Origin of the sequence: Aliivibrio sp. S4MY1 (assembly GCF_028765545.1) — a bacterium.
Classification (GTDB): Bacteria; Pseudomonadota; Gammaproteobacteria; order Enterobacterales; family Vibrionaceae; genus Aliivibrio.
Window position 1 is genome coordinate 23,083 of the sequence record NZ_JARACP010000021.1, and the last position, 16,805, is coordinate 39,887.

14 protein-coding genes are annotated in these 16,805 nt (G+C 37.9%); 8 read left to right on the forward strand and 6 right to left on the reverse strand.

Features of this window, described 5'->3' with window-relative positions; translation table 11 throughout:
- The first annotated feature begins 21 nt into the window (after positions 1-21).
- Complete coding sequence (locus PVK71_RS17840; protein WP_274420417.1) at positions 22-909, forward strand: bacteriophage abortive infection AbiH family protein; 888 nt, start codon at positions 22-24, stop codon at positions 907-909.
- A gap of 127 nt (positions 910-1,036) precedes the next feature.
- Here PVK71_RS17840 and PVK71_RS17845 read toward each other — a convergent pair whose 3' ends face one another.
- The gene (locus tag PVK71_RS17845) at positions 1,037-2,341 is read right to left on the reverse strand and encodes an inosine/guanosine kinase (RefSeq protein WP_274420419.1); all 1,305 of its coding nucleotides are present in this window, start codon (positions 2,339-2,341) and stop codon (positions 1,037-1,039) included.
- Positions 2,342-2,803: 462 nt separating this feature from the next.
- Between PVK71_RS17845 and PVK71_RS17850 the strand changes: the two genes are divergently transcribed.
- The 5 genes from PVK71_RS17850 (at position 2,804) to PVK71_RS17870 (ending at position 6,118) form a co-directional block, all read left to right on the forward strand.
- On the forward strand, positions 2,804-3,847 hold the full coding sequence (locus tag PVK71_RS17850) for a GMP reductase (protein ID WP_274420422.1): 1,044 nt from the start codon (positions 2,804-2,806) through the stop codon (positions 3,845-3,847).
- 359 nt (positions 3,848-4,206) lie between these two features.
- Positions 4,207-4,725 carry a hypothetical protein gene (locus PVK71_RS17855; RefSeq protein WP_274420423.1) on the forward strand — a complete coding sequence of 173 codons (519 nt, stop codon included), beginning with the start codon at positions 4,207-4,209 and terminating at the stop codon, positions 4,723-4,725.
- Positions 4,726-4,777: 52 nt separating this feature from the next.
- Positions 4,778-5,386, forward strand: coding sequence for a hypothetical protein (locus PVK71_RS17860; protein WP_274420424.1), 609 nt, complete (start codon positions 4,778-4,780; stop codon positions 5,384-5,386).
- A gap of 25 nt (positions 5,387-5,411) precedes the next feature.
- Positions 5,412-5,663 carry a hypothetical protein gene (locus PVK71_RS17865; RefSeq protein WP_274420425.1) on the forward strand — a complete coding sequence of 84 codons (252 nt, stop codon included), beginning with the start codon at positions 5,412-5,414 and terminating at the stop codon, positions 5,661-5,663.
- A 2-nt stretch (positions 5,664-5,665) separates the two neighbouring features.
- Positions 5,666-6,118 carry a DUF302 domain-containing protein gene (locus tag PVK71_RS17870; RefSeq protein WP_274420427.1) on the forward strand — a complete coding sequence of 151 codons (453 nt, stop codon included), beginning with the start codon at positions 5,666-5,668 and terminating at the stop codon, positions 6,116-6,118.
- A gap of 62 nt (positions 6,119-6,180) precedes the next feature.
- Here the strand turns inward: PVK71_RS17870 and PVK71_RS17875 are convergent, their stop codons facing one another.
- On the reverse strand, positions 6,181-6,381 hold the full coding sequence (locus PVK71_RS17875) for a hypothetical protein (RefSeq protein WP_130043747.1): 201 nt from the start codon (positions 6,379-6,381) through the stop codon (positions 6,181-6,183).
- Positions 6,382-6,750: 369 nt separating this feature from the next.
- On the opposite strand from PVK71_RS17875, the gene PVK71_RS17880 reads away from it, so the two are divergent.
- Positions 6,751-6,945: a GGDEF domain-containing protein gene (locus PVK71_RS17880; protein ID WP_274420430.1), complete on the forward strand. Its 195-nt coding sequence runs from the start codon at positions 6,751-6,753 to the stop codon at positions 6,943-6,945.
- A gap of 173 nt (positions 6,946-7,118) precedes the next feature.
- On the opposite strand, the gene PVK71_RS17885 is transcribed toward PVK71_RS17880, so the two are convergent.
- A complete protein-coding gene (locus PVK71_RS17885) occupies positions 7,119-11,465 on the reverse strand; it encodes a zinc-dependent metalloprotease (protein WP_274420432.1) in 4,347 nt (1,448 codons plus the stop codon).
- 33 nt (positions 11,466-11,498) lie between these two features.
- Positions 11,499-12,344, reverse strand: a complete 846-nt coding sequence (locus tag PVK71_RS17890; protein ID WP_274420434.1) for a hypothetical protein — start codon at positions 12,342-12,344, stop codon at positions 11,499-11,501.
- A 279-nt stretch (positions 12,345-12,623) separates the two neighbouring features.
- On the opposite strand from PVK71_RS17890, the gene PVK71_RS17895 reads away from it, so the two are divergent.
- A complete protein-coding gene (locus PVK71_RS17895; protein WP_274420436.1) occupies positions 12,624-13,406 on the forward strand; it encodes an XRE family transcriptional regulator in 783 nt (260 codons plus the stop codon).
- A 141-nt stretch (positions 13,407-13,547) separates the two neighbouring features.
- Here PVK71_RS17895 and tkt read toward each other — a convergent pair whose 3' ends face one another.
- Complete coding sequence (gene tkt / locus PVK71_RS17900; protein WP_274420438.1) at positions 13,548-15,554, reverse strand: transketolase; 2,007 nt, start codon at positions 15,552-15,554, stop codon at positions 13,548-13,550.
- A gap of 204 nt (positions 15,555-15,758) precedes the next feature.
- A complete protein-coding gene (tal, locus tag PVK71_RS17905; RefSeq protein WP_274420440.1) occupies positions 15,759-16,709 on the reverse strand; it encodes a transaldolase in 951 nt (316 codons plus the stop codon).
- Positions 16,710-16,805: the final 96 nt, after the last annotated feature.

Genomic DNA, 16,805 nt, shown 5'->3' on the forward strand with positions numbered 1-16,805 from the left:
AAATTTATTGTGGGATAATTTATGAGCACGTTAGTTATCATTGGTAATGGGTTTGATATATGGAACCGCCTACCGACTAGCTATTGGTATTTTTATGATCAATACAATCGTTCTTTGGAAGATCATATTCAGTATTTTGATGACTTTTGTGATGAAGATGCAGAGTGGACAAATTTTGAAGAATCTTTAGGTTCATTTAATCATGATAACTTTCATGACAATGCCGCATGGCAGCCTTCTTTAGAAGAAATGGCTGATGATCATACTCTTTTGTATGGGTTTGAGGATGAGATCTCGAACAAGAGAGAAGAGTTGGTTGATGACATTACAAACGCATTTAAAGAATGGATTGGTTCCGTTGACGTTAGTGTAGCAACAAGGTTGATTGAGTTCCCAAGTGACTTTAAGTTTGTCAACTTCAACTACACAACCACGCTACAAGATGTCTATGGAATTCATGACGATGATATCTTACATATCCATGGAAAAGTACGCAGAAACATAATTTTTGGGCATGGTCGTGGTGCTAGTTCTACAGTAAACACTTCCTCACGTGATGAGCCATGGTTCGAAGAGTCTCAAAGAAGTGCTTCTTCTGTATCTGGAGTGTTTCATAAACCAGTAGATGCAATCTTAGAGCGCAATCGAGCTCAATTGGAAGGCTATGGTTCTGTGACTGATATCTTTGTCATAGGACACTCAGTAAATGATATCGACTTGCCATATTTTCAGTGTATCTTGAATGCATATCCAAATGCAGAATGGAAAAATTTCAATTACATAGATTTGGATAACGACATTGATGCCGTTACTGAAACGCATCATAAGCTTGTAAGAGCGGGTGTTCCAGAGCATAAATTGACTTCAAGCTCTTCAGAAGACTTGAGGATGATTTTCTCCATGGCCTAACTGTATCATAATGTGCATAATGCAAAGGTTCTATACCGTACATAAGTAATTGCCTCTAAGAGACATAAAAAAATCCGACTTATTATGTCGGATTTTTTATTACCTGTTCAACGTAAGCTTGAGAAAATTAACGTTCCCAGTAGGCTTCTTCTAAACAATCTTCACGTTCAGGCATTGATTTAGACAAACGTGGTGAGTGTTGAGTTAATACTTCGTAGCTTGCACGGTTTGAGTACTTACAAATTTGAGAGAAAGAAGAGTAGGTTAAATACTCTGCGTCATGCTTGCTTGAGTTTGGCACATTCTCTTTATGGTAGTAATTTGCTGCCATGTCATGAAGTAAAGCAGATAATGCTGCATCGCCTGCACCATTAGTGTTTTTAATCTCCATTGGGCCACCCATGTAAGGGGCTATGTGAGAAGACACTTTAATAGGCTTAGTACATTGTGTTTTCATCATTGGACGGCTGTATTCAAAACGGTTGAATTCAGGGATGTTACCAGGAAGAAGTGGCTTATCCGTTTCGCGTTTAATGCTTTCTTCTGTAAAGCCTGCCATGTATAAACCAACAGGGCCAGCAGTACAAAGTACTAAATCAACCCATTCTAACGCTTTATCTGCGGCTAGTAGGGGATCTTTCTCACCAGTAAGGGCTTCTGCTTCTTCTTCATTCATCGCAACAACCGTTACATTTTCTTTTAAGAAAGCTTGCCACCACTCTGCTTTGCCTTCAATAACGTATTTAGTGCCTAACGTTAGGACAACAGGAACGTTATGAGATTTTGCACAGTCAATTGCCTTACGCACTGCATCCATCATAGGATCGCCTTCTTTACCACGAACTAGATAAGAAGAAATCACTAAAGCAGAGGCTTTTTCAAAGATATGCTCTGGAACGTGAGCAGGGCAAAGCTGGTTCATATCACCTTCATTGATCGCAAACGTACGTTCGCCATCTTCAGAAATCAAGGTGTAACAACGACCGATAGGGCCTTGAACTGGTTGTAGATGGTCTAAGTCCATTCGGCTTGTTGTGTTACATAAGTAACGATAAGCGTAAGAACCGATTTTGATATTTTCACTCATTACACCAAGCAGAATAGACTTGCTGTCTGCGAGAACAGAGTAGTTATGAAGGGTGTTACCAATGGTATCGCCAGGATACTCATGACTGATCAAGTTTCTTTCAAACAGTTCTTTATATAAAGCTTCTGCTTTTGATTCTTCAAGAACCAGTGAATGACCTTTACTTAACTGGTGACGTGCTAAGAAATCATCATCGACTTTAGCTTCAATATCTACGATGGTTTGACCTACACCAATAAGGTGGGTGCGTTCAAGTTTAGGCGTTTGTTTGATTTGATTCACTAATGGATCGCGAGTGTGAACAGGAAAATAGTGTTTAGACTTACGTTGGCCAGGAAACTTCATGAATTAAAGATCAGTTAATAAGTGAATTTTCCGAGATTATATCACAAGTTTTTTCATTAACGCTCATCAATCGATTAAAAAAGTGCGATATAGATCACTTTGGTTTTTTTAACGATTGCCGCAAACGTTTACTTTTGAAGGGGATCGTTAATCTTCACGGGAATGTCGCTCCGAATAAACTGCCGTTTGTGCAAAACTAATTAGAGTTATATTCTGAATCTTTGTTAGCTATGGGTGGTATGTGCTGTTTGGTGGCTTTTGTTTGCAGATTTGTCAATAGTATCACAAAAAAAATTGAATTATCAGACTTGCAGAATAAGTTTCGGGCCCTATAATACTGAAAACCGGAGCGCCTGCCAGCGCCCCGGTTTTTTTGTGCCTGCTATCTTGGTTTGTTAACTGCCTTCTGCCAAAGGCAACAAGAGATAGTAGAGCCACTATCGATAATACGAGGAATTTATCATGCGTATCGAACAAGAATTAAAGTTAGGCTTCAAAGATGTACTGTTTCGTCCTAAGCGTTCAACACTGAAAAGTCGCTCTCAAGTCGAATTAACCCGCGAGTTTACATTCAAACATAGTGGACGTCAATGGTCTGGTACGCCGGTAATTGCAGCTAATATGGATTCTGTTGGTAGTTTCGCTATGGCTAAAGCACTTTCTGAGCACGGCGTAATGACGGCGATACATAAACACTACACTGTTGAAGATTGGGCTGGTTTTGTAAAAGAGAACGATGCATCTGTTCTTAAAAATTCAATGGTTTCTACGGGTACATCTGAAGCTGATTTCCAAAAGACAAAAGATATCATGGCATTAACAGATGACTTGATCTTTATTTGTATCGATATCGCAAACGGTTACTCTGAGCATTTAGTTCAATACGTAGAGAAAGTACGTGCACAATTCCCAGACAAAGTGATCTCTGCTGGTAATGTTGTAACTGGTGATATGGTTGAAGAACTTATCCTAGCTGGTGCAGATATTGTTAAAGTAGGTATTGGCCCTGGCTCTGTATGTACTACTCGTGTTAAAACAGGTGTGGGTTACCCGCAACTTTCTGCAATCATTGAATGTGCTGACGCAGCACACGGCCTTGGTGGTCGTATTATTGGTGACGGCGGTTGTTCTTGTGCTGGTGATGTGTCTAAAGCGTTCGGTGGTGGTGCTGATTTCGTAATGCTCGGTGGTATGCTAGCAGGCCACGAAGAGTCAGGCGGTGAAGTTATCGAGCAAGATGGTAAGCAGTTCATGAAATTCTATGGAATGTCTTCACAAAGCGCTATGGACAAGCACTCAGGTGGTGTTGCTAAGTACCGTGCAGCTGAAGGAAAAACCGTACTATTACCATACCGTGGTACTGTTCATAATACGATTTCTGACATCCTTGGCGGTGTACGTTCAACTTGTACATACGTAGGCGCAGCGCAGCTTAAAGAGCTAACTAAGCGTACTACTTTCATCCGAGTACAAGAGCAAGAGAACAACGTTTACGGTAAAGAGTGATAGCTCGATACTTCGGAAATAACGAATAATGAAAGGTCGCATTTAGCGGCCTTTTTTTTGGCCTAAAAAAGGCTAATGACTACAAAATGACTACGCAGATCCAAGTTTTTATTTTCCAGATATAAATGAGCCTATACTTAGGTAGTAGTTGTTAATAAGGGAGGTTCTGAAGGAAAATTTTTATTAACTAACGCATATAAATACGAATCATTTAGATTTATTTCTTTTCAAAATTGAAAGAGTAAATTATTATCAATGAGCACAATTAAGTGTAATTCTAGTGATAAACGCTACCAAAGGTTAACATTTATCATTAATACCTTAAAAATAGTAAATGATTTGCTATAAGAAGAATATTTATGAAAAAAATATATATGCTTATTACTCTTCTCAGTTTCTCCTCTATATCTAATGCCGCTTTTAATTCAAATAATGGACAAGAAGTGTATGTTTGCACGCTTCAGCCATTCAATGATATTTTTGCTGATGTTGGGATTACAGAAGATATAGCTCGTTATAAAGTAGGTAAGCGTTGTGAAATAAAGCAAGGTGGAAATAGTATTTTCTGTAAACCGAAGGATGCTAGTTGTAGCGTATCTTACTTAACGGGTATGAGCGAAAGCTATAAATCTTTAACTATTTATAGTGATAAATTTCAGAGAGGGATAGCATTAAATATTACTGGAAATGAATCAGATTTAACTCGACATAATTTTAACGATTCTATGTCATCTTTTCTGATACCAGTTGGTTGGACTGTTCGTTTTTATGAAAATAAAAATTATGAAGGTGGATACTATACTCGTAAAAATGGTAAGGGGAACGCGCAAGGATTTGATAAAAAAATCAGTTCTATTCAAATTTTAAGTAAAAATTAGCAACAGAGTTTGCTACCTGCTTTTGAATCTAGATTTCTATAAAGGATATTTTATGAAATGGCTTAGTAAATTGAGTTGCTTTTTACTTTTTATATTTTCGTTTCATACCATCGCAAAAGATTATGAATTTGATAATTTTTTAATCACTGATTATTCTGTTTGCCCTATTAAAAAAGGCATGTCAATTAATGACATAATGGAGTTAATACCGTCAAATCAGATAAAAATGGTGACAAATTATGGTGAGTTTTTAGAAGACGAATTTGATGATTATGAAATATACGATTTATCAGGTGAGCATATTTTGACAGTGACACCTAAGGTTAACAACAATTTAGATAGTAATGTTGAGAGGGTTCTTATTGCAAGTAGTAAGCTTAAAACCATATCTAATATAGGATTAGGGTCTTCCTATGGTGAGGTCCAAGCACATTATCCAGATATTAACGTTTCACCTGATATCGAAGCAATTGCTGTTACGCTAGATAGTAAAGAATCATTAATTATTGGTATTAATAAACAACATCTTTTTAGTCATTGGTGGGATGAGAAGAGTAAGCGAGTTAATCTAGATGGAATACCAAAGGACGCTAAAATTAGCTCTTTTGTAGTTTGGTGGGACGAAAATATAGGTAATAGGTTAATCGAAAAAATCGATTGATAAGTGATAAATTAAGGATAATTTCATGTTTAATAAACTGTTACTAACTACATTATTAGCTGTATCTGCAGGAGCTAATTCAGCGGCTCTATCTATTGAAATGAAAGATTTAGAGTCTGGAAATACAGTAGGTTATATATCAGCAGAGAAAAATGACTATGGTGTAGTATTTACTCCATCTTTATTAGGCTTGCCACAAGGTTTACATGGTTTTCATATTCATGAAAATGCTTCATGCGGTACTTCAATTAAAGATGATAAAAATTTAAAGGAATAATAATGATTAAATATATTTCGTTTGTTGTAGCTGTTTTTGTTACTTCTTTTTCAGTAAGTGCAGAAGAGAGCCTTATTAAATATGAAAGTACATATTCTGTAAAAGAAACAGCAGATAGATTTGAGTCTATTGCAAAAAGTAAGGGCTTTACTTTATTTTTAAGAGTAGATCACCAGAAAAATGCAAAAAGTGTAAATATGGATTTAAGGCCAACAGAAGTTATTATTTTTGGCAATCCGAAAGTAGGGACTCTTTTGATGCAATGTGAACAAGAGGTTGCAATTGATTTGCCACAGAAAGTACTTGTTACACAAGATGAAAATCAAAAAGTGTGGTTAGTTTATAATAACCCTAGGTATTTAAAAGAACGTCATGGTATTGAAGGGTGTGATATTGCCCTTGATAAGGTATCAAATGTACTGAATATATTAGCATCAGCTACAGTTTCTGAATAATCTAAAAAGGAAAAGGGCCACAAATAAGTGGCCTCTTTCCATTTGGGATAGCGATAAAATAATTAGTTATTATAGTATCTTTCGCCATCAATTACCCAACTTGAAACAACGTTAGAGTCTCTTAGCTCTACCTTAATTTCGGTCATGTTTCGAGCACCTTTCCCCAATAGTTCAGAGTAAAGTGTTTCTGCTTCTCTTTCTGCAGTTGCTTGGCCTTCTGTTCCTAGCTCAGCGGGTACCTTATATATAAATTCAGGTTTCATGGTAATCCTTCTCCTTTCAACTTCATTCCCCTAAACCATAACATGTTTTTTTAACAGAAGGTAAACTTATCCCTCATAAAAATAACAATTGATAATTAATTGATTATTTATCAAAGATTTAAAGTGTTGTTTGTTTTAACGGAATATATTTGCGTGGTCATTGTGATGGTTTGATGAATTTACTTGCTGAATGCTATTTCTGCTTATATTCACTTTAATTTTTTAAATTGAGATAAGGTCTCACTTTATAAAATTCTATCATTGATATGATTAAAGGTGCTGTTACTACCATCGTTGTTATTTTCACTGAGTATTTTCTTTTTGTGGATGAACTACAATCGACGTAAGCATTTATTGCAATGTGATCGTATGATAGGATTATATCATATTGATTTTTATGAAAAATGTTTAAAAATAATGAGAGCTCATGCTTTGTTGATTATCGATATTGATCACTTTAAATGTATTAATGATACTTACGGGCATAAAAAAGGTGATGAGGTTATTCAAGTCGTACAGTTATCAGCAATTAGAAGCGAAAGCGGAAAAAATAAGAATTGCTGAATTTGATATTTCATTTTATGAAGCGTATAAGCTTGCAGATTGAACGTTATATTTATCTAAAGAAAATGGCAGGAATAGAGTAACAAGGGCAGATTAACTCTTAGGTTATATTTTTATTATTTGAGATGAAGAAAGCCAGCAATTATGCTGGCTTTTGTTTGTGTTAAAAGCTCCTAGTAGCGTATCACTACTGTAGGAAGTCTATTTAGAGTCTCTTTGATTTTTTGATAATTACTGTCAATTACACGGAAATCATTATCTAAGTAGGCCTTTATTAACAAAGGATCTTGTTCCCATAAAGTAACTTCTCGAGGTTCTATCGCTGACTCTATTTGCTCTTGATAATTTTGGGCAACGGTTTGAATCAAATCAAAATTATCAAGGTCTCTATGGTAAATAAGTTGAAGGTAAACAGTTATATCAATAATGTCATTAATAGGATATTCTTTGCCTGTTGCTTCTTCTTTAAAATCCCCATTATCTAACTGAGTTAGAGCGCCATTCTCGATTAATATACCAAGCACGGTATTAATACCATAGTTTAGCGCATCATTTGTTAATGTTTCGAAACCCCAACCATGGAGTTGATCTACAACAGGTTTCACTTCGTTTGACATTGAACGAATTAACTCATGATTTTTGAACGCAATAACAGTTTGATATACTGGTGTCATATTTAGGAATTTATCCCATGAATTAAGAACCGTTTGTAATTCAGCCCTTGTGTATGCAGCAAAAGTTGTTGTTAACTCACTTGGTGAAAGTGTATCTAGTTGATGAGCGTATTTCCAAGCAAGCGTATTTTCTTGAGTCGCTGCGTATTTTTTATTATTTAATACGAAAGTTATATTTTCGTCTGGTAGATAATAGTTATCTGTCTCTTTTACCCAACTGTTAAATTGGTTAAGTGAACGCTCACGAACGTCATAATCAGTAGATTGAATATTGTTTGCTGCCATTGCGATCAGCATCGTAGGTATGTCTGCACGAGCAGAGCACGATATATTTAAAAAATCGGTAATACCACATGGCATAGGAGGTAAAGCTTCCAACTTATCAGTAAAGTGGAGATTTACTGGTATTTCAGGAATGATTGTTTCACCTTTGCTGTTAATCATTTCAACTGGTGAAGCAAGTGGGGTGCCTGCAACCAAGTGCTCCATTATATTATCAAACTCTTGCTTAACTCCTGGCCAATCCATTAGTGCAGCAAAGCTTGGCTCATCAGTGTAGCGTAAAGTATAACGACGGGCTAAGAAGTATGAAGATAAAGCTTTATCTGGCCAGATGCCTAATGTTGATACTGAGTTAGAGTAGTTATTATCTGGAGAAAAGCTACTTACCGAGTTTAAAAATTTGCCACCTTTGGTCTCCAGTGTTGCTTGCGTGAAGTTTCCTGTGTCGCGATCATTATTTACTATTGCGATTGCTTCTTGAATGACATCATCAAAACAAGAGGCTGAAGAAATATCATAATCTTCAGGGATGTGACGTCTTAATTTTAATGATAAATAATCACCAAAAGAAACAAGTTGGCTCTCGATAACAGCGGCTTCAGGATCTGTGCTTTCTTTTGTTTCGATAATACATTGATGCTCTGGTGTTTTTAATACACTTAAAAAGAAACTTGCGGCTTGTTTTGTTGCATTTCCGTATTCACAATACCATAAGTCGTTTGTCTTACCAATTCGACAATCTGATTCAGAAATGAAACCAAAAAAATCAAGGGGTTTATCTGTTGGCCTTGTATATCCTAATTTAGAAAAAAAGTTATCTTGAAGTTCAGTATCTTCGATTACTTCTCGAATTTCGTTCATGAATGAAAAACGGCTTTGAATGTATCGGATATAATTATTTGTTGTCAACCCTGAGTCACTTAAGATCCCTGCGTTCGTATTTTCGTAGTTATCAAGGTAACGCTGCCATTTATAAAGAACGATTTCTTCTAAGTTGGTACCTTCATCAAAACGGTTACAGTCACTGTTCAGGCTTACATTTCCATCGGTACAGAAGTCAAAATCAACACGTTCAAATTTGCTATTAACATTTTGATCTTCAACTTGTTTAAAATAATGCATAACACCATATTTAACAGCGTCCGCTTGATGTTCTTGTAATGCCAGTTGGTCAAATTTAGTTAAATCACAAGTATACTTAGACATATCAGAGCCATCACTATTGATATCTCCAAGCTGTTTAACTTCTGTACATGTTATATAAGGGTTACTGACATTTAAATGAGATATAACTCCACTAGAGGTAAAGTTTTGATAGCTTCTATACTGCATTGTTTGTGCATTGTGAATTGCTAAATAATTGTCCCATGTTTCGTATTGAGCAAGGATTTCTTGAGTATTTTCCCATGCACTTAATTGTGCTTGTTCTTCTTCTGTTAATTCACGATCATCAGGAGCGATGAACTCAGGTGCTTGCTCAATAAGATCTTCTGGTTTGTCTACTTGCGGTGATGGTGAAAAGTCGATTACATCTACTTTACGGCCGTAAGCAAATTTAAATGCAGCGACATCATAAAGTCCCCACGTAGGGATCTCATCAAACATGCTTGGTGCGTAATCCATTGTTGAGCTATATGCCGGAATACCATTGATACCTAATGCTTCAGCTTGCTCTGGCGATAAATAGTTTTTCGAATCGTTAGATCCTTTGAAGTTATGACGCAACCCAAGGTTATGTCCTATTTCATGCACTAAGGTATTAGTGTAAGTGGTGATAGTAAGCATATCTGCCGCTTTTCTTTGTAGATCTGGAGATAGTTGCTTCCATTTTTTTAATACTTTGGCTTGTAGATGATCACCATCATAAATTTCTGTGAAATAAGTGTCTGATAAATTCAGATTTTCAAGCATGGTTTTTTGTGTAGCTGAAATCCACATTGCTTCAACAGGGTATACGCTATTTTCTGACCAAAGTTGAAGTCGTTGCATGTCCGCTTTAGCTACATCTTCAAAACTAGAGTGGTCATGAACTGGATTAAGGTGATTAAGTTGAATAGGAGGAAGAGAATAATTATCCTGAATTGGTTCAATATATTGAGCTAGTTGAGAGCCATAAGGATCTTCATTTACAATTCGATTTGCTTCAAGTTGCCTAACAACTTGATTATTCATTGCTTGTTTAACTTGCTGATTTTCAACGTCTGCTTCTTCTTCAGGTGCTTCATCAGGAACGACGGGTTTTTCTGCAGGCACAAAATAATCCACATTTGCTAATTGTTTATTGTTGTATAAACGGACTAAATTATTCCAGTAGTATGATGATCCAGTACGAGCTACGCCCGAGTATTGGTTTACATGCGCTTTAATAATTTCACCGGTTCTTGGGTTAGCAATGGATGGACCATAACCTAATAAGCCATTATCAAGAGGCTCATCAACAAGGTTGATCACGTTATAACGCAAATCTCCTGCATGAATACCCATACCTTCTGTTTTATTAACAATCTTAATGTGTGGCTTTCCACTGTTAGGCTCAAGCACATTCAGTGTTAAGTTCATTTTATTGATAGTTTCAATGGTAGCATCAAGGTAAATCTTGTTTTTATCTTCAAAGAAATTGTCAGAAAGGTAATAGTCGATGCTGCTTTTTGATGGATTAAAGCGATTTAGATAGGTTATATCGTTGTATTTATTAGTAATAGGGTCGAGTTTTAATGTTGTTGTTGTAAAGAAACCAAAGTCATCATCATCTCCACCAGGGTAAACAATAGGGGTGTAATCTTCAGACGCTAAGTGACTTTCATGAACAAGAGAGTAATAGAAGCGAGATTTGAATGAGCCTTTTGCCATCTCTTCTTCCATTGCTGACCAATCCATATAGCGAGATAGTTTGTCAAAATTGATCTTAAATGTTTGCTCAAGCTCGAAGTTTAATACCCCTTTCTTTGGATCAAACTCCCACGAGATCACTTCTGGTGAACCTTGAGGTGCTAAGCCGTCTTTGGTTCCATATAACTCGTCCCAGTTTAAGTCACTAACTAGTGTCGATTCTGGGCTTGGCGTAAAGTGAGTATTGTTTCTAAAGGTGGTGTTGCCAAGGTTTGGATCTGAATCCTTCTCTTCCGTGTTAGTACAATCACCGTAGCTGTCTTCTCGACATTGATACTTTGCATAGCTACCAGGGATGGTCATAACGTGAGGGAAGTTAACTTGGTCGTCTGAACCAATGTTATTTTGATCTTGTGGTAAACAGTAGCCATTCTTATCTTTAGGTAATAAAAGATCTGGGTTGTTATTGTCGTACCCACGAACTTCTAAACCTTCGTCAGAAAAACAAAGCTCTACATAACGGCCCATACCTTGTAAAAAAGGAAATTGAGTTACGGCAAAGCGAGGTGCAGCACCCGTAGTTGGCGCATAAAACCAGCGTCCATCAAGACGAAGATCTTGAACCTGAACTTCTGTAACATCTTTTTCTAATGCATCATATTCTTGCTCTTCTGGAGCACACCCAGTCAGAGTTGCGGTAATGGCCGCGGCTAATGAAAGTTTTCTAAATATCATAATGTTCACATCCTGTTATTATTTTTTTCTTCCTTAAAAGGAGTAAGTCAGTCCTAAAGAGTAGGTTGCTTTTGCTTCATCAAAAATATCAAAGCTGCCTAGTGTTCCTTGTGCAGCATCGGTATATACGCCAGAGGAGGCCAGTGTTAGAGATAGAGATAAATCATCACGTAAGTTATAACCTGTAGTTAGGCTGCCTCCGTAACTGTAGCCATCCGCCCAGCGCCCGTTGTAGTTAATTGAGGTGCCGCCCAATGCAGATGCAGAGAAGAAAGCATCTCCATAGGTGTAATTTGCGGCAAGTAATAGGCCTAAAGCCCATGAAATATTGACATTTCCACTGGGTGACGTTGTGTATTGATGAAAATTTTTCCGTATTCTTGGCGCTACGGTTATGCCGACATCAGCAAGTTTGAATGAAATCGGTGTTTGAACCCGAAAAGCCGTATTTAAAAAGTTATCTTGTGAAGATTGAGACGTTGGTATCGAGAACTGGCCACTAATTGAAACATTACCACTTTCTCCAAAAGTCAGTATTGATGACTTGGATAAGCCGACGACAGTATCTGTTGAGTAAAAACCTTCTGCGCCTTGAAGAGTTCGATAACCACCACTGCTGGTATAAAGTGAGTAACTTTTCCAAAAACCAAAATATAACGAGCCGTGAAATGATAAAGCTCTGCTTGAGCGGTAATCAGAGGCTTGAAAGAAATTGCTGTCATAACCTAAAGAGAGTGATCCTCCCCATGCAGTTGCTGAGTTGTCCGTAATAGTCTCTTCTGATGTTATAATTTCATTTTCAGATGTAGAGTCTTTTGCTTCTTCTGCAAACGTTGGTTGAGCTAGTATAAGAGTACAACCTATGAAGCGAGATAGCATTGACATCCTTGTACGATTTGTCCGCATAAATGACTTCCGTGTATAAAAAATGCTTATCTAAGCAGGAACTGACATTATTATAATTAGTCCGTCATAAACTTGACGGTGCAACATATTTGTAACCTTTTACCAGTAGAAACCGCAATATTTAATAGTTATATAAGACTTATGGTTTAGTTTTTGAGTTTGGTAAGGTCAAAAAATGAAACTGAACTGGTATTTTTAAACAATATAAAGTAACGTTAATTTTAATAGTTAAATAACATTAAGGAAGTAGTTATGGGGTTTTGTGCAAGCTTATTACTTAATGCATTACGGGTTAAGTTAAAAGAAAATGATCTTACTTATAATGAACTGTCATTAAAGGTTAATGTGCCGATTTCAACATTAAAACGTCATTTTCATAGTAACTCTATTGGTATTGATAAATTGATGGAATATGCAACCGTATTAAATACTAATATTGAAGAGTTATCTCAAATAGCTCGAGATATCCATAACCGAGAAGAAGGGACGAGAACCGAAGTCTTAGATGAAGTATTCTTTAATCACCCATATATTTACGACTTCTTTTATGAAATTCATGTTAAAGGGCGTCCGGTTGATGATGTTGCAAAAGAAAATGGTTTAACAGAGCAAAGTGTTTATATCTATTTAAGATCATTAGAAATTATGGGTTTAATAGAGCTTCGTTCTGACGGGGATCCGGCCTTTCTTACGCCACCATATTACACTTTTTTTGAAGGTTCTAAGCTTGATAAACTGTTCACTGAAAAACTAAGATTAGAAGTGTTGTCAAAAGAATCAAGGCCTGAAGTTGGGATGTCTCGTGTTTGTTTAACGCAAGAGCAGATAGATCAAATATCTGAAATGGTTTACGAAAAAATACAACACTTTCATTTTCAAAATAAAGAATCAAAAGACAGTGAAATGATAAGGAGAAATATATTACTAAGTGTAACAGAAGGTAATTATATTTATCTTTCTAATGGGCTAGTTAATATAGATTCTGGACTATTAAAAGAATTGTATGAAACTATAAATGATAGTAGTGAAAAATAATTAAAAATATTCGACGAACATCACTATTTAATGAAAGTTAAAAAAATAATTAATAAAAGAGTTCATATAAAAAGCCTCATTTTCTTTCATAGAAATATGAGGCTTTTTTCTTCAGGCTGTTATCAACCTAAATATTACTGATTAAGCTAACAACTCTTTTGCTGTTTTCACTGCATTTTCAGTAGTGAAACCAAACATTTCAAATAATTGTTCAGCAGGTGCTGATTCGCCAAACGTTGTCATACCGATGATCTTGCCGTTTAAACCAACGTATTTGAACCAGAAGTCAGCAATACCCGCTTCAATAGCAACACGTTTTGTTACTGCTGATGGAAGTACTGATTCACGGTAATCTTCATCTTGCTTATCAAATGCATCTGTTGCTGGCATTGATACAACACGTACCGCTTTGCCTTCCGCTGTTAGCTGAGCTGCTGCTTCAACCGCAAGCTGGACTTCAGAGCCTGTAGCGATAAAGATTAGCTCAGGTTGGCCTTCACAATCTTTAAGAATGTAGCCACCTTTAGCGATGTTAGCCACTTGCTCTGCATCACGATTTTGTTGTGCAAGATTTTGACGAGAGAAGATAAGTGCAGATGGACCATCACGACGTTCAATCGCTAGTTTCCAAGCTACTGCAGATTCAACTTGGTCACATGGACGCCATGTGCTCATGTTTGGAGTCAGACGTAGAGAAGCGATTTGCTCAACCGGTTGGTGAGTAGGACCATCTTCGCCAAGACCGATAGAATCGTGTGTGTATACTTGGATATTTTGCACTTTCATCAGTGCAGCCATACGCATTGCGTTACGAGCGTATTCCATGAACATTAGGAACGTTGCGCCGTATGGTACGAAACCACCGTGCAGAGCAATACCGTTCATGATAGCCGTCATACCAAACTCACGCACACCGTAGTGAATGTAGTTACCAGAGAAATCTTCAGCAGTTAGTGACTTAGAACCAGACCACATAGTTAGGTTAGATGGTGCAAGGTCAGCAGAGCCACCCATGAATTCAGGTAACATAGCACCAAACGCTTCTAGTGCATTTTGAGACGCTTTACGTGATGCGATGTTTGCAGGATTAGCTTGAAGATCAGCAATGATTGCCGATGCTTTCTCTTCCCACTCAGCAGGTAAATCACCGTTTACGCGGCGAGTAAACTCGGCTGCAAGCTCTGGGTATGCTGCTTCATAAGCTGCAAATTTCTCGTTCCACGACGCTTCCTTAGCTGCGCCTGCTTCTTTCGCGTCCCATTCTGCGTAAACTTCTTGCGGAATTTCAAATGCGCCGTGCTCCCAACCTAATTGTGCTTTCGCTGCTTTAATTTCTTCAGCGCCTAGTGGAGCACCGTGACAGTCGTGTGTACCTTGCTTGTTTGGAGAACCAAAACCGATGATAGTTTTAGTGCAAATCAGAGTAGGGCGAGGATCAGCTTTAGCAGCTACGATTGCTGCGTTGATTGCGTCAGCATCGTGACCATCGACAGCAGGAATTACATGCCAACCATACGCTTCAAAACGTTTAGGTGTGTCGTCAGAGAACCAACCTTCAACTTCACCATCGATAGAGATACCGTTGTCATCCCAGAAAGCAACCAGCTTACCAAGACCTAATGTACCCGCTAGAGAACACGCTTCGTGAGAGATACCTTCCATCAGACAGCCATCACCCATGAATGCATAAGTGAAGTGGTCAACGATATCGTGGCCTTCTTTATTGAATTGTGCTGCTAATGCTTTTTCAGCCATTGCCATGCCAACCGCATTGGTGATGCCTTGGCCTAGAGGACCTGTTGTTGTTTCTATTCCTGGTGCATAGCCATACTCAGGGTGCCCTGGTGTTTTTGAATGCAGTTGACGGAAGTTTCTAAGCTCTTCAATTGGTAGCTCATAACCTGCTAGGTGAAGCAGAGAATAAATTAGCATAGAGCCATGGCCGTTAGAAAGAATAAAACGGTCGCGATCAGCCCATTCAGGGTTTGCAGGGTTATGGTTTAGGTGTGAGCGCCAAAGAACTTCAGCGATGTCAGCCATGCCCATTGGTGCGCCAGGGTGACCAGAGTTTGCTTGTTGTACGCCGTCCATGCTTAGAGCACGAATAGCATTAGCTAAATACTTATTTGTTAGAGAAGGTCGGTTCATAATGATTAACTCGAATATTTTAAAATGAAGGATTGAGAGGTTCAACCCGATTTGAATAGGGTGATGAGCTAGAAACTATAGAGCTTCGCTTTTAGAAACTAATAAGAGCATGGAATACGCACGTTGAGAGTGTTACTTATAACGTGATTGCTTTTGCTCTTATAGTAGCGAAGCGTTCTAGTTTCTAGTTTCTAGTTTCTAGTTTTATAGCTTAGCAGCGATCATGTCTTCTAGCTTACCTTGGTCAACCGCAAAGTTACGGATGCCTTCAGCCAGTTTCTCAACAGCCATTGCGTCTTGGTTGTGATCCCATAAGAATTCAGCGTGAGTCATTGCTGCTGGGCGTTCTTTGTTGCCGTTAGTATCAATCAGTTTCTCAACCACTTCGCCAGTTGCTTCTTCAAGCTGTTGAAGTAAGTCAGGGCTGATAGTTAGACGGTCACAACCCGCAAGCTCAAGGATCTCACCAATGTTACGGAAGCTTGCGCCCATTACTACTGTGTTGTAGCCGTGTTCTTTGTAGTAGTTGTAGATACCAGCAACAGAGATAACGCCTGGATCTTCAGATGCTTCGAAATCACGGCCTTCTTTTGCTTTGTACCAGTCCATGATGCGACCAACAAAAGGAGAGATTAAGAACACGCCAGCTTCAGCACATGCGCGCGCTTGAGCGAAAGAGAAAAGAAGCGTTAGGTTACAGTTGATGCCTTCTTTTTCTAGAACTTCAGCCGCACGGATACCTTCCCACGTTGAAGCCAGTTTAATAAGAATGCGATCGTTAGTGATGCCTGCATCGTTGTACATTTTGATCAGTTGGCGCGCTTTTGCAATGCTGCCTTCAGTGTCGTAAGAAAGACAAGCGTCTACTTCAGTAGAGATACGACCTGGAACTACTTTTAGGATTTCTTTACCGATGCTAACCGCAAGCATGTCACATGTATCTTGTACCTGTTGTGCTTTATCGTTGCTTTGTGCTTTTGCATAAGCGATTGAAGCGTCAATCAGCGGAGCATATTCTGCGATTTGAGCTGCTTTTAAAATTAGAGAAGGGTTAGTGGTTGCATCTTCTGGCGTGTATTTTGCGATTGCTTCAATATCACCGGTGTCTGCTACTACTGTTGTTAGTTTACGAAGTTGTTCTAATTTAGTTGTCATACTACTTACCCTTACTGATCACATGCTATTTAGCATCTTCTTTGAAAGTCCGTCTCGCTGCCATCATGCTAATTTTTATGAGCAAATGCGATGGTA

Coding starts and splice junctions, on each gene's coding strand:
- PVK71_RS17845 (WP_274420419.1), bottom strand. CDS start 2,341: ATGAAGTTTCCTGGCCAACGTAAGTCTAAACACTATTTTCCTGTTCAC.
- PVK71_RS17895 (WP_274420436.1), top strand. CDS start 12,624: ATGGGGTTTTGTGCAAGCTTATTACTTAATGCATTACGGGTTAAGTTA.
- PVK71_RS17840 (WP_274420417.1), top strand. CDS start 22: ATGAGCACGTTAGTTATCATTGGTAATGGGTTTGATATATGGAACCGC.
- PVK71_RS17890 (WP_274420434.1), bottom strand. CDS start 12,344: ATGCTATCTCGCTTCATAGGTTGTACTCTTATACTAGCTCAACCAACG.
- tal (WP_274420440.1), bottom strand. CDS start 16,709: ATGACAACTAAATTAGAACAACTTCGTAAACTAACAACAGTAGTAGCA.
- PVK71_RS17855 (WP_274420423.1), top strand. CDS start 4,207: ATGAAAAAAATATATATGCTTATTACTCTTCTCAGTTTCTCCTCTATA.
- PVK71_RS17850 (WP_274420422.1), top strand. CDS start 2,804: ATGCGTATCGAACAAGAATTAAAGTTAGGCTTCAAAGATGTACTGTTT.
- tkt (WP_274420438.1), bottom strand. CDS start 15,554: ATGAACCGACCTTCTCTAACAAATAAGTATTTAGCTAATGCTATTCGT.
- PVK71_RS17865 (WP_274420425.1), top strand. CDS start 5,412: ATGTTTAATAAACTGTTACTAACTACATTATTAGCTGTATCTGCAGGA.
- PVK71_RS17880 (WP_274420430.1), top strand. CDS start 6,751: ATGATAGGATTATATCATATTGATTTTTATGAAAAATGTTTAAAAATA.
- PVK71_RS17860 (WP_274420424.1), top strand. CDS start 4,778: ATGAAATGGCTTAGTAAATTGAGTTGCTTTTTACTTTTTATATTTTCG.
- PVK71_RS17870 (WP_274420427.1), top strand. CDS start 5,666: ATGATTAAATATATTTCGTTTGTTGTAGCTGTTTTTGTTACTTCTTTT.
- PVK71_RS17885 (WP_274420432.1), bottom strand. CDS start 11,465: ATGATATTTAGAAAACTTTCATTAGCCGCGGCCATTACCGCAACTCTG.
- PVK71_RS17875 (WP_130043747.1), bottom strand. CDS start 6,381: ATGAAACCTGAATTTATATATAAGGTACCCGCTGAGCTAGGAACAGAA.